21 protein-coding genes are annotated in these 22,752 nt (G+C 53.1%); 15 read left to right on the top strand and 6 right to left on the bottom strand.

Annotated elements, in window-relative coordinates; genetic code table 11:
• The first annotated feature begins 350 nt into the window (after positions 1–350).
• From MVK60_RS01550 to MVK60_RS01535, 4 genes are all read left to right on the top strand, one after another.
• Positions 351–1,037: a hypothetical protein gene (locus MVK60_RS01550; RefSeq protein WP_297435756.1), complete on the top strand. Its 687-nt coding sequence runs from the start codon at positions 351–353 to the stop codon at positions 1,035–1,037.
• Positions 1,021–2,100 carry a hypothetical protein gene (locus tag MVK60_RS01545; protein ID WP_297435754.1) on the top strand — a complete coding sequence of 360 codons (1,080 nt, stop codon included), beginning with the start codon at positions 1,021–1,023 and terminating at the stop codon, positions 2,098–2,100. Before MVK60_RS01550 ends, MVK60_RS01545 begins: the two co-directional genes overlap by 17 nt.
• A 134-nt stretch (positions 2,101–2,234) precedes the next feature.
• Complete coding sequence (locus MVK60_RS01540) at positions 2,235–2,690, top strand: RNA-binding protein (RefSeq protein WP_297435767.1); 456 nt, start codon at positions 2,235–2,237, stop codon at positions 2,688–2,690.
• The gene (locus MVK60_RS01535) at positions 2,687–3,376 is read left to right on the top strand and encodes a Ribonuclease P protein component 3 (protein WP_297435752.1); all 690 of its coding nucleotides are present in this window, start codon (positions 2,687–2,689) and stop codon (positions 3,374–3,376) included. The genes MVK60_RS01540 and MVK60_RS01535 overlap by 4 nt, the downstream gene beginning before the upstream one ends.
• Positions 3,377–3,393: 17 nt before the next feature.
• Here the strand turns inward: MVK60_RS01535 and MVK60_RS01530 are convergent, their stop codons facing one another.
• Positions 3,394–4,725: a TrpB-like pyridoxal phosphate-dependent enzyme gene (locus tag MVK60_RS01530; protein ID WP_297435750.1), complete on the bottom strand. Its 1,332-nt coding sequence runs from the start codon at positions 4,723–4,725 to the stop codon at positions 3,394–3,396.
• A 396-nt stretch (positions 4,726–5,121) separates the two neighbouring features.
• Between MVK60_RS01530 and MVK60_RS01525 the strand changes: the two genes are divergently transcribed.
• Positions 5,122–6,123 carry a TIGR00341 family protein gene (locus MVK60_RS01525; protein WP_297435748.1) on the top strand — a complete coding sequence of 334 codons (1,002 nt, stop codon included), beginning with the start codon at positions 5,122–5,124 and terminating at the stop codon, positions 6,121–6,123.
• Here the strand turns inward: MVK60_RS01525 and MVK60_RS01520 are convergent.
• Together MVK60_RS01520 and rqcH are read right to left on the bottom strand one after the other, a co-directional pair.
• The gene (locus tag MVK60_RS01520; RefSeq protein ID WP_297435765.1) at positions 6,120–6,566 is read right to left on the bottom strand and encodes a hypothetical protein; all 447 of its coding nucleotides are present in this window, start codon (positions 6,564–6,566) and stop codon (positions 6,120–6,122) included. The two genes, MVK60_RS01525 and MVK60_RS01520, sit on opposite strands and share 4 nt — an antisense overlap.
• Positions 6,567–6,629: 63 nt before the next feature.
• Entirely contained in the window at positions 6,630–8,579 is a 1,950-nt protein-coding gene (rqcH, locus tag MVK60_RS01515) for a ribosome rescue protein RqcH (RefSeq protein ID WP_297435746.1), read from the bottom strand.
• A 149-nt stretch (positions 8,580–8,728) separates the two neighbouring features.
• On the opposite strand from rqcH, the gene MVK60_RS01510 reads away from it, so the two are divergent.
• Positions 8,729–10,702, top strand: coding sequence for a 1,4-alpha-glucan branching protein domain-containing protein (locus MVK60_RS01510; protein WP_297435744.1), 1,974 nt, complete (start codon positions 8,729–8,731; stop codon positions 10,700–10,702).
• A 71-nt stretch (positions 10,703–10,773) separates the two neighbouring features.
• A complete protein-coding gene (locus MVK60_RS01505) occupies positions 10,774–11,091 on the top strand; it encodes a P-II family nitrogen regulator (protein ID WP_297435742.1) in 318 nt (105 codons plus the stop codon).
• Here MVK60_RS01505 and MVK60_RS01500 read toward each other — a convergent pair.
• Both MVK60_RS01500 and MVK60_RS01495 read right to left on the bottom strand, forming a co-directional pair.
• Entirely contained in the window at positions 11,088–11,822 is a 735-nt protein-coding gene (locus tag MVK60_RS01500; RefSeq protein ID WP_297435740.1) for an alpha-glucosidase, read from the bottom strand. The genes MVK60_RS01505 and MVK60_RS01500 overlap by 4 nt on opposite strands.
• Before the next feature lie 153 nt (positions 11,823–11,975).
• Complete coding sequence (locus MVK60_RS01495) at positions 11,976–13,535, bottom strand: sodium-dependent transporter (protein WP_297435738.1); 1,560 nt, start codon at positions 13,533–13,535, stop codon at positions 11,976–11,978.
• A 556-nt stretch (positions 13,536–14,091) separates the two neighbouring features.
• On the opposite strand from MVK60_RS01495, the gene gdhA reads away from it, so the two are divergent.
• Complete coding sequence (gdhA, locus tag MVK60_RS01490; protein ID WP_297435736.1) at positions 14,092–15,351, top strand: glutamate dehydrogenase; 1,260 nt, start codon at positions 14,092–14,094, stop codon at positions 15,349–15,351.
• Between the two features lie 113 nt (positions 15,352–15,464).
• A complete protein-coding gene (locus MVK60_RS01485; protein WP_297435735.1) occupies positions 15,465–15,797 on the top strand; it encodes a DUF4389 domain-containing protein in 333 nt (110 codons plus the stop codon).
• Positions 15,798–15,813: 16 nt separating this feature from the next.
• On the opposite strand, the gene MVK60_RS01480 is transcribed toward MVK60_RS01485, so the two are convergent.
• Positions 15,814–16,977, bottom strand: coding sequence for a hypothetical protein (locus tag MVK60_RS01480; RefSeq protein WP_297435763.1), 1,164 nt, complete (start codon positions 16,975–16,977; stop codon positions 15,814–15,816).
• Between the two features lie 120 nt (positions 16,978–17,097).
• Between MVK60_RS01480 and psmB the strand changes: the two genes are divergently transcribed.
• The 6 genes from psmB to MVK60_RS01450 form a co-directional block, all read left to right on the top strand.
• A complete protein-coding gene (gene psmB, locus MVK60_RS01475; RefSeq protein ID WP_297435733.1) occupies positions 17,098–17,709 on the top strand; it encodes an archaeal proteasome endopeptidase complex subunit beta in 612 nt (203 codons plus the stop codon).
• A gap of 10 nt (positions 17,710–17,719) precedes the next feature.
• The gene (locus MVK60_RS01470) at positions 17,720–19,669 is read left to right on the top strand and encodes a beta-CASP ribonuclease aCPSF1 (protein WP_297435760.1); all 1,950 of its coding nucleotides are present in this window, start codon (positions 17,720–17,722) and stop codon (positions 19,667–19,669) included.
• Between the two features lie 18 nt (positions 19,670–19,687).
• Complete coding sequence (locus MVK60_RS01465; RefSeq protein ID WP_297435731.1) at positions 19,688–21,028, top strand: pyridoxal-phosphate dependent enzyme; 1,341 nt, start codon at positions 19,688–19,690, stop codon at positions 21,026–21,028.
• Between the two features lie 38 nt (positions 21,029–21,066).
• Positions 21,067–21,438: a hypothetical protein gene (locus MVK60_RS01460; RefSeq protein ID WP_367270806.1), complete on the top strand. Its 372-nt coding sequence runs from the start codon at positions 21,067–21,069 to the stop codon at positions 21,436–21,438.
• Between the two features lie 5 nt (positions 21,439–21,443).
• The gene (gene rpiA / locus MVK60_RS01455) at positions 21,444–22,127 is read left to right on the top strand and encodes a ribose-5-phosphate isomerase RpiA (protein ID WP_297435729.1); all 684 of its coding nucleotides are present in this window, start codon (positions 21,444–21,446) and stop codon (positions 22,125–22,127) included.
• 207 nt (positions 22,128–22,334) lie between these two features.
• On the top strand, positions 22,335–22,752 hold a 418-nt coding region (locus MVK60_RS01450), incomplete at its 3' end, for a hypothetical protein (RefSeq protein WP_297435727.1).

Here is a 22,752-nt window from a genome sequence, read left to right as displayed (position 1 = left end):
ACTCCGCGTTCCTTGCCATCAGGGTCTATCGCGTGGAAACTGGACGTCCGAACTTCACCCTCCCTCGCTACGGCATTCCATATCCCCCGATAAGGTACCCTCCGGCTAAGGGCTGGTGGGACAACTGAACTGACTACCTCTTTTACATCAACGGCTCCGGGGCATATTTCGTGGAGACGATTACCCGGGATTCCCCTTCGCCTGTGCTCTCCACGTTTCCCCGGTATATTCACGAGGGTTCCTGGCATTTCTCCTAGTACCTCATCATTGACCATAACACGACGCCCCTGCAGCTCAGACCGAGGCATGCCCTTGGAATATACCGCTTCAATGGAAGCTGTTTGGTGGCGGTGGCCGTTGAGAACTCCACGGAATTCCCTTGGCAACTTCGGGGGACGAAGTATGCGGTGATAGAAGACTACGGAAGCTACCTGCTTTTTGACCCCGAGGTTAAGGGCTCCCTTGGGTGGACTCCGTTCAATGTCTCCAAGGGGCTGTTGAATAAGTACTTCGGCCCGAACACGACGAGACACTCGGTATCTGGCATGGTTTTTATGAACCGTAGCGCTATTCTCATAGTTCCTTACGAGGGGTTTCTTGAAAGGAACGGGGGTTACTACCTCTTAAAGCCGGTGGAGTTCTACGTCGCCGGATATAATTACACCGCTGTTGAGACGTACTCGAACTGGACCGAAATGCCCTCTTATGGCGTTCTCCTCTATCCTCACGGCTTCATACCCCTGCTGAGGTACGACCCGACGAAACTAGGCGAGGTAATCTTAACACCGAACGTCAAACCCTTCAGAGTTCCATTCTGCAGGGGCAAAGGGGAAGACTCCAGTGGCACGACTGTAACCCTTGAAAGTCCCCTTCCTCAAACTCTCACCAGGACACGGGGCGCTTTGGAGAACCCTGAGACTCTCAAAAGTCCCTTAGATGGTCAAGTTTTGCTCGGCGGGATAGCTGGCGTTGGGATTGGATTGGTGATTGGAATAATACTAAGGCACGGGAGGGGGCGTCATGAAGAGAGGGATTAAACTCCTCGCGGGTTCAGCACTGTTCCTCCTGCTCGTTATCCCGACGGTTGCGGCCGGTAAGGTCGTTGATGGTATAAACGTCGTGACCAGTGTCTCTCCGGGGGAGGATGACTTCTTCATATCCGTCTCCACGTACGCGATCATTGCCCACCCACTGAACTTTACGCTGGGCGGAGCAATTATCCACGGATCAGTTATACCGACGGAGATTATCTTTGAGGACTCCCTCCCAGACTGGATGTTCTTGTTCTACGTCTCTCGTGAGGGTGAGTATTACATCTGGAGCGGAAACTATCTGGACTATCTGGGCATTTCTCCTCCGGCGGCCTTCTACTCAAACGGCTCGTGGTACCTCTTCCTCTACGGGGGTGCCCCTCACATCATGATAAACGACCGCCCTTTTTCAAAGGTTTATCCGTACAATCTGTCCCTTAACAATCCGATGATCTTTGAGATAAAAAACGGATGTATAACACCAACTCCAGTTACCCCATATCACCAAATAACCCATGGAACCGTGAGATTAGAGAAGGATAAGCTTGTGGTTTCTTTTCCAGGAGAGGGGCGGATCGTGAGTATCCCGTTGAGCTCTTTCAAGGGATACTTCCACATAGTGAACGCCACGGCCTTTGCGGAGTCGTTGAGGGCTACTAAGCTTGAGAACGATGCGATCGTGTTGCACTTCCCAGCACTCTCATACTTCCCCGGGAACAGCACAACCTACGCAGGAACGTTCAGGGGAAACGAGTTCGTTCCGATATTTGAGTCTAAGGAGATGACAGACTATGTTTTCCTGTTCCGGGAAACCCTGGAGGTTATTCCCGTTCTAAATTTTGGCGACAGAGTAACTCCCCTAGTAACAGGAACCTACGAGCTAAGCGGATACGACAGTACTGTAATCTCATCCAGCACCATGGCCTCAGACTTCACAGCTTCCAGTTCCTCTGGGAGAATTTCCCAAGCTTTTCTCCTGGCCTTAATCATAGGAATCCTTGTCGGGACTTTCATGGGCTGTTGGTTAAACCGGAGACGGGAAGAGAATGGTGGGAATGAAGGCTCGTAAGGTGTGGCTGGGGGGTAAGGTGAGGGTATTCGTGTTTTTCAATTTTCTGTTTTATCTCCCGATGTCAATAGATAATCCAAGGATTAGGGGATTACCTTTTAAAGCACCGGCCCCAATTTTCCCCGGTGAGAGCAATGGGGAAGATAAGGGCCCATCATGTCAGGATTACCACTTTCATCCAGGCAACTGAAGACGAGGACAAGGTTCTTGAGGCTATCTCCACGTTCATACCGGAAGATATTGATGACGATGATGTACTGTGGGACATAAACGAGACGAGGGGGTTCTTCGGTAACCCTATCAAGGTTGTCAACGTCGAGATAAGAAGAAGCAGAGCGGTGAGGCAGTTTTTAGACCACTTCAAAGGACTTCTGGATAGGGAGGGCAGGGATTACCTCCTGGAGCGCCTCAACGAGAAAGTCGACGAGGAAGGGACGTTTTACGTCCGCTTCAACAAGCAGAAAACCTACCTGGGTGAACCCGTGGTGGAAGACTGTGATGACGCCGTCCAGATCAGGATAAAGGTCAAGGCCTTTCCCATGAGGAAGGAAACGGTGGTTAAAGCCGTAAGGGAGTGGCTGGAGGAATGAATGAGGAAGTTCTCCTTCAAGAATCGGGGACAGAAGAGGTCTCTTTCTCCCGCGATCACTTCGTAGAGATGGATGTGAGGAGCGGGGATGCCTACGAGCTAGCGGAGGAATGGTTCGACGAGATTGTCTTCACAAAGGAGCTCGTCCTCGAAAGGCCTCCTGACTGGAGTGCCTTAAAGAGGGATGTAAAATCTCTCCGCGAGACCTATGGTAGAGTGGCCATCCTCCTCATCACGAAGAAGCCCAGCCTCATCAGGGAGGTGAAGAACCGTAATCCAAGGGCTCTAATCTACGTCCAGGGTGGCGACATGAGGATCAACCGCACCGCCATAGAGGTCGGGGTGGATGCGCTGATATGTCCCTGCCTCGGGAGGAAGGACCCCGGCTTCGACCACGTGCTGGCCAGGCTCGCGGCAGAGCGCGATGTTGCCATTGGATTCTCACTGTCCCCCCTTTTGAAGGCTGAACCCTATGAGCTTAACCACCTCCTTAGATTCCAGGCAGAGATATGGCGTTTGGTTAACAAATACAGGGCCCCGCGTTTCGTTACGAGTTCTGCTAGGGGTAGGTGGGAGGTTCGTTCCCCGAGGGATTTGATGAGCTTCGGAGTAAACATCGGCATGGAGGTTCGACAGGCCAGGGCCGCTCTGGACTTCTACCCGAGGGGCATTCTCTCTAGGCTCTAAACAAAATTATGTGGGGGTTAGAGTCCCCCTGCCATGGCTGGGAAGTAGTCCGGTTCGTAATCCTCGAGCTTTCCATCTAGGAATGCTTCGTATCCTCCGAGGTCAAGCAGACCGTGTCCGCTCAGGTTGAAAAGTATGGTCTCTTCCTTACCTTCTTCCTTGGCCTTCAGGGCCCTGTCGATGACGCCTTTGACGGCGTGGGCACTCTCTGGAGCGGGGATTATTCCCTCCGTCTTGGCGAACAGCTCCGCCGCCTGGAAGACCTCGTTCTGATGGTACGCAACGGGCTTGACGATGCCATGGTTTATCAGCACGCTGAGGGTTGGGGCGAGTCCGTGGTACCTCAGGCCACCGGCATGTATCGGTGGGACGTAGTAGGTGTGGCCGAGGGTGTGCATCTTCATCTTTGGCGTGTAGCCGCCGGAGTCGCCGAAGTCGTACCTGTAAACTCCCCTTGTCATGCTCGGCGCGGCCCTTGGCTCCACCGCTATGAACTCGTAGTCAGTCCTACCTCTGAGCACGTCCCTAACGAAGGGGTAAGCTAAACCTGCGAAGTTGCTTCCACCTCCAACGCAGCCTATTATAACGTCCGGCTCCTCGAACTCCTTCATCTGCTCTTGGGCTTCGAGCCCTATAACGGTCTGATGCATGAGGACGTGGTTCAGTACGCTTCCAAGGGCGTACCTGGCGTTCTCATCCTTCAGGACGTCATCGATTGCTTCACTTATCGCTATTCCGAGGCCACCAGGGTGATTCGGATCCTCCCTCAGGAACTTCCTCCCAACTTTCGTCCTGTCGCTTGGGCTGGGGTAGATCTCGGCACCGTAGAGCCGCATTATGGTCTTTCTGTATGGTTTCTGCTGGTAACTCGCCCTCGCCATATAGACCCGGATTTTAAGGCCAAGGAGTGCTCCGGCTAGACTAAGGGCGGTTCCCCACTGTCCAGCCCCAGTCTCGGTGATCAGCCTCTCTATTCCCTGCTCCCTCGCGTAGTAGGCCTGGGCTAAAGCGGTGTTTATCTTGTGGCTACCTGTCACGGTTGCCCCCTCATACTTGAAGTATATCCTAGTGGGTGTTCTTAGGGCCTTTTCCAGATTTGTGGCGCGGAATAGTGGGGTTGGTCTTCCTATCTTGGCGTACAGCTCCCGGACTTCTTTGGGTATCTCTATGTATCCCTCAGAGCTCATCTCCTGTTTGACGAGTTCCCCCGCGAAGATGCGGAGGAGCTTCCCCGGTTCGATGGGTTCATCCGTCTCCGGATCCAGCGGCGGTGCCAACGGCTCCGGAAGGTCTGGCAGTATGTTGTACCACCTCGTGGGTATCCTCGAATCGGGCAGAACGGCTTTCATACAACCACCTCCATCTTGTTGAAACTCTCAAAAACGCAGGGATTAATCTGCCCAATCCGTCCGGGAAATAGTGAGTGCACTGGCTTAATCATCTCTTTGCAGGCTGGGACGCCAAAAACACGGCCCCCTTAAATTAGAAACGCCAAAAACGATCCCGCCTTCTGGTTCTCAAACTAACCTCAAACGCGGAATGAATCCCATGGAAGCCAAAAACACTCACTCCCGAACCTCATGGGCATCAGACTACAGAGGGGCACCGAGTTTAAATATTTTTCTGCATGACAGCTGTGTAAACGACAAATATTCCAAAGAAGTTGGGGGGATTTTTGACACTTTTGACCTCAACTCGCATCAGAAACGTTATTAACGTTGGCCCATTAACTTGGATGATGCTAAATGCTCCAGCTTCAGGTGTACTGTGACGAGGGTGAGGGGGAGCGGGTCTCAGGTGTTTTGTCCAAGTGGAATGTCCAGTTCTATGTGGAGGGTGTTAACGGCGGTAGCGGTTCCCTTCTTAAATTTACCGCCTTTGTACCCGACTTTGTTATAAACGACATCGTCGATGAACTCGGAAGGGCTGTGGACCTAAGGAAGGCCCACTCCTCCATAACATGGTCGCCCGTCAGTGGGAGGTCCGTCAAGTACACGAATTCGGTGAAGGCCCTGAGGAAGTTCAAACGACGCTGGAGCCTGGCAACGATAGAAGGCCTCATTGAGACCGCCAACAGCCAGGCGCAGGTGGATCCGATCCAGCTTACCCTCGGTGCGGTTGCGTCCATAGTGGCACTCTTCGGCTTGATACACGACAGCATCGTCATGGTAATATCCGCGATGCTTCTCTCTCCTATCCTGGGTCCGCTCTATGGGTTCTCAATAAACATCGTTATGGGTAAAGGACGGGACGCCTTTGAGGCTGTTCTCTCCATAATCAAACTCCTCAGTGTGATATTCGTCTCGGCGCTTGTGGCCGCCCTCCTCCTGAGGTTGGGAAGTACGATGCCGGACGGGCCTACCTCTGAGATACTCCTCCGCGGTCAATCCGGGATAGTTTACATAGTGCTGGCGATGCTTCTGGGGTACGCGGGCGTGGTTGCGATAGTCAGCCGAATCCCGGAGATCCTCGCAGGGGTTTCCATAGCAGCCGCCCTCGTTCCCCCAACTACGGTGATGGGGCTATCACTCGCCATGGGGTGGGGAGATGTTTTCTGGGGGTCTCTCATCTTGACAGTTGAGAACGTTCTGGGACTGTTAAGCGGTTCTCTGCTGGGGCTGTACATCCTGAACGTTTCCCCAAGGAGCTACTATGAGAGGAGGGCCGCGAAGATCTACACCCGGAGGACAGTGATCGTTCTCATCACCCTGGTGGGGGCGCTCGTTCTCCTTGAGCTTCTGGGTTAAGCAACCTCCGTCTGCTCGTATACGCTCTCTCCTCTCCTATGCTTCAGTATCAGACCGTAGAAGAACTCCTTCATGTCCTGGCCCATTTCATCGTCAAGGAGCACATCGGCCCTGCCCTCGTATGTTCTCTCGGCCCGGTCCACTAGGAGTGCGACGCCGGGGGTTAGGATCTCCAGCAGGATTCTCGCTATCTGGGGATAGGCCTCCTCTTCCACATCTTCATCGGCCTCCATACCGATGTACACCACGAAACCCTTCATCTGAATCGCAAGAACTATCTCATCCTCGCTGAGCTCAAAAAACGAGAAATTATATCCCTTTGAGTTTATCTTCGCCAGTAGAATGCCCTTTACCGAGAGTGTGACTGGTTCTCCCTCTATCTCAAACACCAGGTCTTTGGCCAGTTCGCTCCGGGCCGTGGAGTACAAAGGTTCGAGCTTCATTCCTTCCACCGTGTTAAGTGTTCCGCTGTATTCTTAATCTTTGAGTTTCACGCTGTCGGGGCGTCAGTTGACCACCTCATTTATATCCCCGTTTCCGGGAGGTAAAACGCTCATTATGTCCTCTTCCCGTACGCTGTAGCCCCATTTTCCGAGGATGCCTTTGATCCGCTTCACTAGCTCGCTCTTCTTGAGCGAACCAGGGCGCACTATCACGTACCTATCAGCGTGGGACCTCATCGCCTCCAGAGGGGCGCAGACCACATGATCTTCCCCCTCGTATTTAATGACCCCCACGGCTAGTTTAAGGGGCAGACCACGCATCCAGTTCCTCTTCCCGTAGACCATGAACGCCCCCTTTCCCATGTACTCACCGCTTGGGGCCCCTTTTGTTACCTGATCTGGATTCGCCCAGTACGCGTCGGCACTGTAGAGGCCCTGTTTCCACGCTTTGCTCATCGAGACCGCAAACTGACACGCTTCCAGCAAGGTTCTTTCTCCTGCTTTCTTTCCCTCTTTTATGATCACATGGGGGGCCCCGTACACGTCCGCGTGGCAGTACAGATCGTTATCCTCCATGTACCTCTTTACCAGGATTTCGTTTGTGCCTGCATCTTTCCCTGCCAGAACCAGAAAACCCTCGCTGGATATGAACCACCTGAACTTCTCAAACCATTTCTTCTTTCTTCTCTCGATTTTTTTGACGGATGGGGCTTTCTTGCTCTCCTCGTCGATCAGCTTCTCTATCTCATCGAGTTTCTTTTTCGTGTCTTCGTAGGCTTTGAGGGCGCCCTCACGCTTGTGTCGCAGTTTCTTGGACTTCTCGTAGTACAGCTCCGCGTTCTCCCCTATGCTCCTGTTCAGGTACAGTTTGACCCTCTTACCTTCGATTTCCAGTGTCACCGATTTTTCCTGGGGGTCCATATCTTGGACCATTACTGCGACCCTGTTTCCCTCCTTTTTTCCTTCTTCTATTCTGTTCTTGAACTCCTCCCACCCCAGAGTTTCCGTAGCCTTTCTGAACCCCTCAAGGAGACGCTCTACGAGGGCAAAGTTTGCGTATATGAGGTCGCCTATCTCCTGGTTCTCCTTCATCCCTTTCTCGAATCCCCTGAGCAGTTCCTCCTGCTTCTTCAGAGTCATCAGAAGGCTCCTCTTTTTGTCTTCAAGCTTTTTCGTCTGTTCTGCCCTCGCCTTCTCCAGCAGTATCTTCCCAAAGTACTCATCCAGGGCTTTGCTGAAGCTTGGGAAGTATCTTTTTTCAAGGGGCCCGTACCTCTTCAGGTCCACGGGAACAACGTCGTGCATTCTTCCGCCCTTGTACACGATGTTTGGTTTGGGTTCCCCGTTGAACGTTGCTCTCATGGCATTAAAGACCACGCGTAGCTCCTCGTCGCTCAGCTCGCCCACGCGTTTGGTTTTGTCGATGTTAGCCCTGAGTGTGATCTCCTCGGCGTAGGCCCCGCCCATGTTGAGTTTCCTGGCCAGTGCCCTTACGAGTTCAACGTCTTCTCCCCTCATGAGTTCGAGGAACCTCTCCCAGCTCACGTCTAGCGGATTCTCCCTGGCTGGTGGGAAGTGGTACTCCGCCTTCGGCATTATGCGCCGATCCTTGTACTCTTCGTATCGGAGTGCCGCTACGATTCGGTTCCCGGGGCCGAGGAGTATCACATTGCCTCTCCTGAAGAGCTCCCCGATTAGAGTGTACTCCCCTACCCTGATCTTGACTATCCTATCAAAGTCGTGTTGCTCGATTGCGTCGATGAACCCGCCACTCAAGTGTTTCCGAAGGAGCATTGTGAAGCTTGATGGCCTCTTTGGTGCCTCCTTTATGTAAGTTGTCAGGTGAAACCTTCTCCCGGCCTCGAGTATCAGATCCGCCCTCCCCTCCTTCGAGCGGAGTTTTATCCTTATCTCCTCACCGTCATGGTACACCTTGTCGACGCGCGAGCCAACTAGATCCTGCAGCTCTCTCACAACGTAGCGTATGTCAACGCTGCTCATTCCTTCCTTCATTCTCTCACCGGAGAGAATTGGGGCATGGGTTTAAAGGGTTATCTAATTGCCATCGCTGTACATCGATGTCCACAAGAGGAGCCGGGCCCATGGCTGTCCGGAATAAGGTTAAATACTTCAAGTGCAATAACACTCATGGTGATACAAACATGAAAGGGTATTTTACCTTCGTGCTTCACACTCACATTCCCTACGTCAGGAAGCACGGCAAATGGCCATTCGGTGAGGAGTGGCTCTACGAGACTATGAGTGAGACATACCTTCCTCTCCTGATGGAACTGGAGGGGCTCAGGGATTCAGGGATTAAGTTCCAGCTGGTCATTGGAGTAACCCCTATTCTGGCCGAACAGCTTACCGACGCCTACGTGACCGGTGAGTTTACCGCGTACATGAGGAGAAAACTCAGGCTCATGGAGGATGATCTCAGGTCAGGAAAGTACGATGAGAGGGCTGTTGAGTTCATGCTGGGGTACTTTAGGAGGGTCTTTGACTACTGGAACGCCATAAACGGGGACATAGTTGGGAAACTCCGCGAGCTCCAGAATCAGGGGTACCTTGAGGTGATAACCTCCGCCGCAACCCACGGTTACCTCCCATTACTTGGGAGGGACGAGTCCATACGGGGACAGCTCATCACGGGGGTCATGAGCTATGAGAGCCACTTCGGTGTGAAGCCCCATGGTATCTGGTTGCCTGAGTGTGCTTACAGACCCGGTGGGGAGTGGGAGCTCCCTGGTGGCAAGAGGATCATCAGGGAGGGCATTGAGAAGTTTCTTGAGGAAGTTGGCATTGAGTACTTCTTCGTCGAGAGCACTTTGATCGATAAGGGTCCTGTTTCTAGAGTTTACGGGGAGATTCCTCTGGCAGATGGGGAGAAGACTACCCTGAGACCGTACTGGGTTAAAGGCTCCAACGTGGCGGTTTTTGCACGCAACAGGGAGACGGGACATCAGGTGTGGAGCGCCAGCTACGGTTATCCGGGCGATTTTTGGTACAGGGAGTTCCACAGGAAGGCGGAGAAGAGCGGCGGTCAGTACTGGAGGATAACGGGTAAAGGGGTGGAGCTTGGAGAGAAAGAGTTCTACGACCCGGAGAGGGCCATGGAACGGGTTGAAGAACATGCGAGACACTTTGTATCCCTTGCCGAACGTCTCTTACTGGAACACGAGTTGAAGTACGGTGAAAAAGGCATAATAGTATCCCCCTACGACACGGAGCTCTTTGGTCACTGGTGGTTTGAGGGAGTGAAGTGGCTCGTCAGGGTTCTTGAGCTCATGTCCCAGCGCGGTATTGAGACGACCACGATAAGCCGCTACCTGGAAAGCTATCGGGGGGAGAAACACGAGATTGAACTGCCCGAGGGATCATGGGGTGCCAACTCCGACCATTCAACATGGTGGAACCCTGAAACGGAGTGGACGTGGGGGCACGTTTATTCCGCCGAGGAGAGGATGGTGACCCTGGCGAGCAGATACTACGGAAAGGATCGTCTGGGAGATAGAACCCTGGAGCAGCTGGCGCGTGAGCTTCTCATTCTAGAGGCCAGCGACTGGCAGTTCTTGATAACCACGGAACAGGCTGAAGAGTACGCCCGCAGAAGACTCCTCCTGCATGCGCGGGATTTCCACAGGCTGGCCAATGAACTTGAAGGTTACTTTGGGCCTGGAGAGTACGATGCCGAACTCCTAGATGCCTTGGAAGAGCGGGACAACCCTTTTAATTCTCCAGCCGTCTTCGGCTACATAAGCGACAACCCGCCGTGGGTTCCAAGGTACGTTGAACCGCCGGAACTGCCCCCCGAAAGGTGGGAGGACGATACCCCTGTAAACAGGGCACCCCTCAGTGAGCGGGCCTATGCAACCGCGGTGACGAAGGTTATAACCCCACAGGGAGAGCTTCAGCGAATAGGGCCTCATAGCACGGCGGAGAGGATCACCGAATCTCTGCATACCGGGGAAGATGCGCTTCTGAGGATTAAGGGGATAGGCCCCAAAACCCTTAAAAAGCTGAAAAAAGCCGGCGTTTACACTGTTGAGGATCTTAAGCGGGCCGACCTCAAGGAACTGGCTTTGAGGAGTGGGATCTCCTTAAAGAGGTTGAAGAAGTTCAAGTCTCAGGTTTAAGCTCACCCCGCTTTCTTCATTCTTTTTCGAAACCTTTTTCCAGAGTTGAGCTTATATGCAACGGTGGTATCATGAAGAAAATCGAGGCCATCGTTAGGGGCAACGACTTTGATAGGATTAAGGGGGCCCTCCAGCAGATTGGAATAGTTCCGCTAACTGCGTATCAAGTTCAGGGCAGGGGCGTTCAGGGAGGTGTTCCTCCGTACGATCTCCTCCCCAAGATGAAGATAGAGGTCGTTGTGAAGGATAAGGACCTGGAGAAGGTTGTAGACGTTATCATCAGAAACGCCAGGAGTGGCACACCGGGGGATGGCAAGATATTCGTTATTCCCGTCCAGGACGCCGTGAGGATAAGAACGGGTGAAAGGGGCAACGAAGCCCTTTACTAAAGGAAAGCGTGCCTGTGCTTGTAAAGCATGTAAATCCCGGTAAGTATGAGATAGAGCTCTACCGCGCTTAGCACTATCATGACAACCAGGTACCCATGTACAAACGATGTGCTCTTTCCCATTGTTTGCGCTATCTTGCTGACCAGTTCAGGGTCATCTATGGCCCTAAGCCCGTAGGTAAGCGCCATTACGCCTTGGAGGATCGGTATGGGGACCGCCGAGAACGCCAGCAGTAGCCCCATGTATCCCCTCTTCTGAAGAGACAGCATCGACAGAACTATGGGGATCGCGAGGATAAGGGCGGTTATAGCCATTATCTGGCTCATGTAAACCCCCGCTAGGATGAAAAAGGACGTCATCCCGAATATATATGTCCTGTAGGATTTCTTAAGCTCCTTCAATTTATCGGGGTCAAAGTCGTATATGGCGGATTTGGAGTATAGGTTCATCCTTTTTACCGCTTGAATGTACGATTTTTTTCCGTTCTTTTCTATGTTCTTGTCCACGCTCTCCGTTTTCAACTGGGTTGCCTTCTTGTAGAAGAACTCCGCGAGCTGAGTGTTGTCCTTTTTGACCTTCTCTGAAACTGCCTTAAACTCCTCCGCGGCCTCTTTGAGTAGTTTCTTTACCTTGGCTTTCTCCTTCTCAGAGATTACCGTCAGCCTATCAACCCGGGGCAGTGTGCTCTCGAGCACCTCCGCTGTATCCCGTAGAACGCCAGGACTCTTCACGGTTATCCCTCCAATATTAAAAGAGAAGAGTCGGGCATTTAAGCCCTTTGCTTCTCGGCCTTCATGAGGACTTCAAGGCTCCACGCTACCATGCCGAGGATAATCAGCCATGCTATAATCATGTACACTACCCAGCTTCCCATATCAACCACCTCACAGCCTCACGATTACCTCGTTCTTTTCTAGTTCCTCTGCGTACTTCTTTTTGATGGCGTAGTAGCTCTCTATGGCGCCTATGATGAACATTACTATTATTGCAGTCCACGGTGCTATTCCGATCTTCCCCGTGACGAAGCTCTTGAAGTTGCCGACCAGCGGTATCAGGAGGAGTATCGGCGCTATTATAACGGTTACCCACTTGTACCATGTTGGGACATGTATCCACGCTCCCTTGTGCAGTTCATCCCAGAAGTTGCTCGGTTTGAAGAGGTACACCGCCACTATGATGTCAACCAGTGCGAGCAGCGTTAGCTGGAAGCTTATCCAGCTGTCGAGCTGGTTCATGTAGGTGCTGATGTAAATGACCGGGAGTCCCATGATGAAGTATATCAACAGCACTATCCAGGTTCCAATGCTCCTCTTGATGTTGAGATCCTCCTCGAGGAGGGCGACGAGGTAGTTGTACATGGCTATTGCTGACGTGAATCCAGCGAACCACAGCAGCAGGAACCAGAGTGCTCCAAAGAGCCGTCCCACACTTCCCATCTGGATGAAGGCGTTCGGCAGGCTGGTGTATGAGAATCCCAGTCCGAAGTGCTGGCCTATCCATGAGAGGGCGGCGTCTTTGCCCTGGGAGAAGACGTTGGCCGGGACGATCCTCGAAGCGTACGCGGTAGCGATGGGTATGGCCAGCGAACCGCCGAGAACGACCTCTGCGAACTCGTTGAGTGAGACCGTGGCGATACCGGAGAGTGCAACGTCATCGTTGGGGCCGAGGTAACTGGCGTAGTTCTGGATGATGCCCATTCCAAGGGACAGCGTGAAGAATATCTGTCCAGTGGCTGCCAGCATCACCGCCGCGAAGTGGCTTGATAGATAGCTCCAGTTGGGGCTCCAGATGAACTTGAACCCGTCTATTGTGCTCCAGTTGGGGTTTATCGGGGAGCCAATGACGAATACGTAGCCGACCAGGATTATTGCGAAGATGTAGAGCAACGGCATCATTACCTTGACCCATCTCTCGATACCCTTGCTGACACCCTGACCTACCGCTATTGCCAGCAGCACGACGGTTATACCCCAGAACAGGAAGACCTCCGCGTGGTTGCTGAGGTAGTTGTCAAAGAAAGTACCTGTGTTCTGTCCGAAGTACGAGCCCGCGGCACTGAAGTACGTGTACGCTGCGGACCAGCCGATCAGGTGCAGATAGTAGCTGTTCAGAAGAACCGTCAGTGCAAATCCGAGCATCCCGGCCAGGACACCCCACCAGAGTGCGCCCCTCGGTTTAACGCTTTCCCTTGCCATTAGGTAGTAGCTTGGGCCGAGCGTCCCATGGCCGTACTTGCCACCGTAGCGACCGGCAACCCACTCAACCCACATTATTGGTATTCCGAGGAAGAACAGTGCAATGAAGTACGGCACCATGAAGGCACCGCCACCGTTCTGGGCGACCTGTGTTGGGAACCTGACAAAGTTACCAAGACCAACGGCGTTTCCAGCCATCGCTAAAATCAAACCAATCTTAGTTGCCCATTGATCCCTTTGTTGTTCCAACCCTACACACCCCCATTCTAAACTGGATGTAACACGACCCCTATGTTCTCATAGGGGCCATTATGTATAACGTAGGGCATGGTATAAAAAGCTTTCTACTCCCCTCTATCGACAAAAGCCGATTTACTACGTTGTGAAACTACTAAAGAAGGGTTTCTGCCGGTTTGTTAGTACTTAACCCTAACGTAAGCCATGGCCATGACATTATGGCAACCCCAGGATATCCGGACAAAGGTTTTAACTTCGTTCCCGTAGTAACGATGCCCGATGATTGCAACGAGAGTGAGCTGAGTTTATGATGACCGACTTCTCGCTGAGGGCCCTTTTTATTATTTATCCATTGACGAACATCAAGGTTCATCAATGTATAAAAAATTCTGGATGTACACCGCTTTTTTTCGTTGAAAATTTCGATAGATTGGCCCGTTCCGCCGAAAATTTCCTTATATAACCGTTTGTTTGAAATCAACGGTTCTCCTGCCTTCTTTATCGAAAGGTTTATATATGCAAACGCCTAAGTGGACATCGCAGATTACCGAAACCTGAGGTGGTAAACATGGTTGAGCAGGACCCCTTTGAGATGGCGGTCAGGCAGCTCGAGAGGGCTGCGCAGTTCATGGAGATAAGCGAAGAGGCTCTCGAGTGGCTTAAGAGGCCCATGAGGATTCTGGAGGTCAGCGTCCCGCTCCAGATGGACGATGGCTCTGTTAAAGTTTTCACCGGTTTCCGCGTCCAGCACAACTGGGCCCGCGGCCCGACCAAGGGTGGCATTCGCTGGCACCCGGCCGAGACCCTCAGCACCGTTAAGGCCCTTGCCACCTGGATGACCTGGAAGTGTGCCGTCGTTGACATCCCCTACGGTGGAGGTAAGGGCGGCATCATAGTCAACCCCAAGGAGCTCAGCGAGGGCGAGCAGGAGAGGCTCGCACGCTCATACATAAGGGCTGTTTATGACATAATAGGCCCGTGGACCGACGTCCCGGCTCCGGACGTTTACACCAACCCGAAGATCATGGGTTGGATGATGGACGAGTACGAGACCATCATGAGGAGGAGGGGCCCGGCCTTCGGTGTCATCACTGGTAAACCGCTCAGTATCGGCGGTTCACTCGGCAGGGGAGACGCCACCGCCAAAGGTGCTGCGTACACCGTCCGCGAGGCCGCCAAGGCCCTCGGCATGGACCTCAAGGGCAAGACCATAGCCATCCAGGGTTATGGTAACGCCGGCTACTTCATGGCCAAGATCATGAGCGAGGAGTACGGCATGAAGGTCGTCGCCGTCAGCGACAGCCACGGCGGCATCTACAACCCGGACGGCCTCAACGCCGACGAGGTCCTCAAGTGGAAGAGGGAGCACGGCTCAGTTAAGGACTTCCCCGGAGCGACCAACATCAGCAACGAGGAACTCCTCGAGCTTGACGTTGACGTCCTCGCCCCGGCCGCCATTGAAGAGGTCATCACCGAGAAGAACGCCGACAGGATCAAGGCCAAGATCGTCGCCGAGGTTGCCAACGGTCCGATCACCCCGGAGGCTGACGACATCCTCCGCGAGAAGGGTATCCTCCAGATACCGGACTTTCTGTGCAACGCCGGCGGTGTCACCGTCAGCTACTTCGAGTGGGTGCAGAACATAAACGGCTACTACTGGACCCTCGAAGAGGTCTATGAGAGGCTCGACAAGAAGATGACCAAGGCCTTCTGGGACGTTTACAACACCCACAAGGAGAAGAACATCCACATGCGCGATGCGGCCTACGTCGTCGCCGTCCAGAGGGTCTACCAGGCCATGAAGGACCGCGGATGGGTGAAGAAGTGATTCTTTTCCTTTTCCTGCCTTTTCTCTGTTCGTTGTACATCGAAACGTCCGGCCGTTAACTTTTTAAGAGTTCTGTGTGTACCCCTGTGGTTTGTAATTATGAGGTGGTGTAAATGGGAGAACGAATTGAGGCACTTTTAAGAATACCCCTTGGGATTCTGTACGCGATAATTCTGTACGCCTTGAACCTCGTCGTTGGTATGGTGGTCTTCGTTCAGTTCTTCTACACGCTGATACTGGGGAGGCGGCATAGGGGCATGGCAAGGTTTGCCAATCAGTACACCTCCTTCATGTACCACGTTAACCGCTACTCCAGCTTTGCCACGAACGAGAAGCCGCTTTTCGGGGGACCTGGCTGGGAGGAGATCTTTCCGTGTGACTTCGATAGGGATGATAGGAGGAGAAAATACCAGGAGATTAAGGACTCATTTGACGACGCTTTCTGAGTCCTTCGATCCAATTTTATGCCTTTGCCCAGTACCCCTTTTCCTCCACCATCGCCTCTATCATCTCATCCTCGTTCCTGAACATGGTCATCCTCGACGGGTTCTGCATGCCGTAGAACTCCATAAACGGGCTTGGACGGCGTTCAAATGGGTAGTAGAGGTATATTGCATCCAGCGTCCTGTAAGCTTCAGCCATCTCGCTTATAACCCCTGCAGAGACTCCTTCAGCGTAGTGGTAGACCGCCACAGCCTTGCTTACGTCAACGAGGTTGAAGTCCCTCTCAACGAGCTGGCGCCTGAGTATATCGGTAGCCTGCTCTATGTCCTCCCTGTCCAGCTCTTCAACCGCTTCTCCATCGAGAAGGTGTTTTATCCTGATGCGCCTGATGGATGGATCGGCGTTGACTTGGGCATCGTACTCGGCCACTACCCACCAGTCGTCCAGAGCGCCGGGATCAAGAACGGTGAAGTGCTCGCTCAGCTTGTCGTAGAATCCCCTAACCCTTCTGTAATACTCCTCCTCGTGACCGGTCATAGGGTAGCTGAGGTAGACTAGGGGCTTCTCGTTCTCGTGGAACATCAGGTCGAGGAAGACGCTGTGTGGATGCCGTATACCGAACTGGAGGACATAGAGAACCTCTATCCCTTCCTTTTTTAGTTCGTGGACGAGTGTTTTCACGTGGTTTATCGCGTCCTCGCGCCACATGACGAGGGTGCTGAGTTTGATATTATCCGGGTTCTTCCCGAAGCGCTCGAACCACTCACTGTCATTTATGATGCGTCTCCTGACTGAAAGCACGTCGTCAAGGATTATTATAACGCGGTTTGGGTGGAGGAGTTTGAGGTTGCTCGTTGTAAAACCTATAACGCTTCCGCTTCCCCATCTGAATAGGCTGGGGGTTGACACGAGATGGAAGTCCTCATCGCTCTCGTCTATCTCCTTCCGTATTCTGGCGAAGGCTTCATCCCGTATCTCGTTCATGAGGTCCGGGTGGCTTATGGCGAAGTCCAGAACATTTTTTCGGGTTATTTTAACTCCCATCTCCTTTCCAACATCCCGGATATACTCGAATACGTGGTAGTACCTATAGCCTCCTTCAGGGACGTTTTTTAGGGCGTCGCAGATGTATTCGTCCCTTCCGTTCAGGGGCGGGCCGGTCAGCAGGGTTATCTCCTTCATTCCATATCCCTCCATGTTTCTGGCTCTTCTTATTGAAACGAAACCTTTAAATACTATTCCCCTAAACCGCACTTGTAGAGGTTCTTCTATTCTAAAAGCAGACCAGCAGGGGTGTTGTAGTTGACTGAAAAGCTAAAGGGAACGACTACGGTCGGCATTGTGTGTAAGGACGGCGCGGTGTTGGCGGCCGATAAGCGAGCATCGTACGGTAACATGGTCATGTCAAAGGGCGTTACCAAAGTCTTTCAGATAGACGACCATCTAGCCCTCGCGGGCGCTGGAAACGTCGGTGACATCCTCAGTCTTGTGCGCCTTTTGAGGGCGGAGAGCAGGCTCTACCGGGCAAAGGTTGGGCAGGAAATGGGCGTTAGGGCCATTGCCACTTTAACGGCCAATGTTCTCCATAACACCCGGTTTGCCCCTTACTTTGGGTGGTTCCTCATAGCGGGCCACGACGGAAAGCCCGCACTGTACTCGATAGACATGGCCGGTGGCCTGACGGACGATAAGTTCACCGCCGCCGGTTCTGGGATGGAGTTTGCGTTCGCTATTCTCGAAGACGGGTACAGAGAGAGCATGTCCCTGGATGAGGGCGTGAAACTGGCGTTAAAGGCGGTAAACACAGCGATGAGGCGGGATGTATTCACAGGTGATGGAGTAACCCTTGTAACTGTAACCTCGGAGGGATATACCGAGCTGAGTGGAGAGGAGATAGCTGCTCTTTTGAAGTGAGGTGATGGCGTTGATACGCAGGGAAACTTTTGTGGATGACATTCTCAGGGACATCAAAGAGGTCATATCGCAGATGGTTCCTCCCGAGGCCAGGATAACCGACGTGGAGTTCGAGGGGCCCGAACTGGTTATCTACGTTAGGAACCCTGAGGCAATAATGCAGGACGGGGAGCTAATAAAGAACCTGGCAAAAGTTCTGAAAAAGAGGATAAGTGTCCGTCCGGATCCGGACGTCCTTCTGCCTCCTGAAAGGGCGGAGGAGATGATAAAAGAGCTCGTGCCCGGGGAGGCTGAGATAACTAACATAAGCTTCGATCCGTCCGTCGGGGAGGTTATAATAGAGGCGAGGAAGCCTGGTCTTGTAATAGGTAAGAACGGCGAGACCCTGAGGTTCATAACCCAGAAAGTCCACTGGGCGCCGCGTGTTGTACGGACGCCGCCGCTTCAGAGCCAGACCATATACTCGATCAGGCAGATCCTCCAAGCGGAGAGCAAGGATAGACGGAAGTTCCTACGCCAGGTCGGCAGGACGATATACCGCAAGTCCGAGACCAAAAGTGAGTGGATACGCATAACGGGACTTGGGGGCTTCCGTGAGGTTGGCAGAAGTTCCCTTCTGGTTCAGACCAACGAGAGCTACGTTCTCGTTGACTTTGGTGTGAACATAGCGGCCCTGCGCGACCCCAAGAAGGCATTTCCACACTTCGATGCGCCGGAGTTCCGATACGTTCTTGATGCCGGCCTTCTGGACGCCATTATAATCACCCACGCCCACCTAGATCACTGTGGAATGCTCCCCTACCTCTTCAGGTTCAACCTCTTCGACGGCCCTATATACACAACGCCGCCTACCAGGGACCTTATGGTTTTGCTTCAGAAGGATTTCATTGAGATACAGAAGATGAACGGCGTTGAACCCCTCTACAGGCCGAGGGACATAAAGGAGGTCATCAAACATACCATAACCCTAGACTACGGTGAGGTTCGTGACATAGCCCCTGACATGAGGCTTACCCTTCACAACGCCGGCCACATACTCGGTTCATCGATAGTCCACCTTCACATAGGCAACGGACTGCACAACATAGCCATAACCGGCGACTTCAAGTTCATCCCGACGAGGCTCTTTGAGCCCGCCGTTAGTAGGTTCCCCCGCCTCGAGACCCTCGTCATGGAGTCCACGTACGGCAGCAGCAACGACTACCAGATGCCCCGTGAAGAGGCTGAGAAACGCCTTATAGAGGTAATCCATGAGACGATAAAAAGAAGAAGGGGGAAGGTGCTCATCCCCGCGATGGCCGTTGGTAGGGCGCAGGAGATAATGATGGTTCTCGAGGAGTACGCAAGGATAGGGGGCCTTGAGGTGCCAATATATCTAGACGGAATGATATGGGAGGCCACTGCCATACATACGGCTTATCCAGAATACCTCAGCAGACACCTCCGCGAGCAGATATTCCACGAGGGCTACAACCCCTTCCTTAACCCGATATTCAAGCCCGTCGCCAACAGCCGGGAGAGACAGGGCATCATAGACTCCGAGGAGCCCGCAATAATAATAGCGACCTCCGGCATGCTCGTCGGAGGGCCAAGCGTCGAGTACTTCAAACAGCTTGCCTCCGATCCAAGGAACACGATGATATTCGTAAGCTACCAGGCTGAGGGAACCCTTGGAAGGCAGATACAGCGCGGTCTGCGGGAGATACCCCTCGTGGGGGAGGACGGTAAGACCGAGGTTATACCTGTCAACCTTCAGGTCCAGACCATAGACGGTTTCTCCGGTCACGCCGACAGGAGGGAGCTGGTAAGCTACGTGGCTCGCTTGAGGCCGCGTCCAGAGAGGGTCATAACCGTTCACGGAGAGGCGCATAAATGTCTCGACCTATCGACCAGTATACACAAGAAGTTCGGTCTCTCAACCCGCGCCCCGAACAACCTCGATGCCATAAGGCTCAAATGAATGGCCGAGTGATGTTTCATGCGGCTCAGGTGCCCTTTCTGTGGGAGGACCTACTCCTCCCTAATCCCACCAACCTGCTCCTGTGGGGAGCCCCTTGTCATGGAGTACGATTACGAATCGATAGATACCTCCCGATGGGAACACCGAAGGATGGGTGTTTGGAGGTACAGGGAGCTCCTCCCCGATGTGCATGAGATAATCAGCCTGTATGAGGGGGGAACCCCCCTTATCCGTGCCAAGCTTGGAGACGAGCTTGGTCTTAGGGTGTTTATCAAGGACGAGACTAGGAACCCAACAGGGTCCTTCAGGGATCGACTGGTGACCGTTGCCGTTTCCTACGGCCTTCCTCACGCCGGTAATGGTTTTATTGTGGCAAGTAACGGAAACGCGGCTGCCTCTTTAGCAGCTTACGCTGCCCGTGCCGGAAAGGAAGCCTACACCGTAGTCCCGAAACTTATAGAAGGCAGTAAACTGGCCCAGATAGTGGCGTTTGGCGCCAAGGTTATTCGCTACGGTGAGAGTGTTGATGAGGGTATAAGCTACGCTGAGGGACTTGCTGAGGGCAGGGGGCTCTACAACGTGACTCCTGAAAGCAACATCGTGGGTCTGGAGGGACAGAAGACCCTCGCTTTTGAGCTGTGGGAGGAGCTAAACCCAACACACGTTATAGTGCCCACCGGAAGCGGTAGCAACCTTTATAGCATCTACAAGGGGTTTAGCGAGCTTCTTCGTATCGGCGCAATTGAGGAGGTTCCAAAGCTGATTGCAGTTCAGGCCGAGCAATGTTCCCCAATAGCGAGCGAGGTTCTTGGGGTGGAGCCGAAGGCCGAACCGACGCGGGCTCTTGCCCTTTACGTCAAGAACCCCTTCATGAAGGAACTTGCGGTCGGGGCTGTTGAGGAGAGTGAAGGCACGGCGGTTCTGGTTGGCGAGGATGAACTGGATCTCGGCGCTAGACTCCTCGCCAGGGAGGGCGTGTTCGCGGAGTACGCCTCCAGTGTGGTTGTCCCCGCCCTGATGGAGCTCGCCGAAAGTGGGTATTTTGAACGGGATGACAGGATAGCCCTTGTGGTTACGAGTTGCGGTCTTAAGGGCATGGGAGCCGAGGGGACGGGTAGAGAGAGGTTCACGGTAGGGGGTACGAAACTGGACATCCTCCGGCTGTTGAAAGAACGCAGCATGTACGGTTATGAGATATGGGAGGCCCTTGAGAGAACCCTTAAGTACCAGGCCGTTTATCAGCATCTCCGTGAGCTTGAGGGTCTCGGACTTATAGAAGAGTCCAACCGGAGGGGGAGGCGGGTTTACTACACGCTCACCGAGAAGGGGCGCCGCTTCCTTGAGGCTCTCTTCCTCTAACGGAAAGGTTTTAAAGCACCTTTTAAAAGCTAACCTAGGTGAAGAAAGTGAAGCTGGCTCCTGAGCACAAATTTTCACTGTCCACTTACTTATGGGGTGCTATCACGGGAATAATAAGCGGCATCCTAGCCGCAGAGGTTCAGTATGGATGGGTAGTCGGCCTGCTTCTGTATCTGGTAACTGATAGGTTTGTTCTGGCCATCACCAAGGAGCTTCCTCCGGACGTGCTTGACAACAGGGCGGTACTGAAGAAGGCTTTCTGGGGCTGGGCGATGTTCTGGCTCTACTTCGTCATTCTGACCTACACCCTCATAATACACTTCACACCGCAGTGCTACTCGAACCAGAGTCTGCTGTATCAGCTCGTTAAGAGCGGCAACGCCACAATAACTTGCAACATGACGGGGTGAGGGAGATGGAAGAGCTGAAACGGGCCGTTGCGAAGGAGGCATTGAATTTCATCGAGGACGACATGGTGGTTGGGCTTGGTACCGGTTCAACTACCGCGTACTTCATAAAGTACTTGGGAAAGCTCATCATGGACGGGGAGCTTGAGGATGTCTACGGTCTTCCCACCTCTTATCAGGCAAGGCTGCTCGCGATCGAGAACGGCATCCCAACACTCGGACTCGATGAGGTCGATGCGATAGACGTGGCCGTTGACGGTGCCGACGAGGTTGACCCCAATCTGAACCTGATCAAAGGACGTGGTGCCGCGCTCACGATGGAGAAAATTGTCGAGTACCGTGCCGGCACGTTCCTCGTTCTTGTGGATGAGAGCAAGCTCGTTGAACGGCTGGGTCAGAAGATGCCCGTCCCTATAGAGGTTATTCCCGCAGCGTGGCGCGCTATAGCGGAGGAGCTTGAGGTTTTTAACGCCGACGCGGAACTTAGAATGGGAGACAAAAAGGATGGTCCGATAGTCACGGACAACGGCAATTTCATCTTGGACGCCAAGTTCCACAGAATAGACGATCCTCTCGACCTGGAGATAGAGCTGAATACCATCCCCGGAGTGGTCGAGAACGGGATATTCGCGGACATTGCGGACCTCGTCCTCGTGGGAACCAAAGAAGGGGTCAAAAAGCTTGAACGGTGAGCCGTTTTCCTTCTACTCCTTTAGGATCGTGGGTTAAATTTATAAGTCCTCCGGATTTCATTATTCTCGACCCTCCATGCGGGGGTTGCCGAGCCTGGTCAAAGGCGGTGGACTCAAGATAGGCTTTTTTCGCCGAATGGAGGCCTTTTACGTCAGAATGACAACAAAGAAGAGCCGAGCGCTGGTAATGTTTTTTCAGGAGAGGCTTTGATAGACTCAACGGCCAAGATCCACTATGGTCGTGATAGACAGAAATACGTTGAGTGGGTAAAGCGGCGCACGCCGAGCATGGCCAAGAAGTACATTCCGATGCTGGACAAGTTTCTCTGGGGGAAGAAGGCTAACACTCCCGAGGAGCTCCGCCGGATTGTGGAGTCAATTCCTCCGACTAAGAGCGGTCTCCCGAACCGGCACGCTTACCTCGCGATAAGGAGTTACATCAATTTCTTGGTCGATACGGGGAAGATACGAAAGAGTGAGGCCATTGACTTTAAGGCTGTCATTCCGAACATCAAAACCACTGCGAGAGCTGAGTCTGCAAAGGTAATAACTCCGGAGGATATCATGGAGATGTTCAGCCAGCTCAAGGCGAAGAACGAGACGATTCTCCGCGCGAGGAAGCTTT

Origin of the sequence: Thermococcus sp. (genome assembly GCF_026988555.1) — an archaeon.
Classification (GTDB): Archaea; Methanobacteriota_B; Thermococci; order Thermococcales; family Thermococcaceae; genus Thermococcus.
The sequence above is the reverse complement of the archived record's forward strand: the minus strand, read 5'-3'. Positions and strand labels throughout refer to the sequence as shown.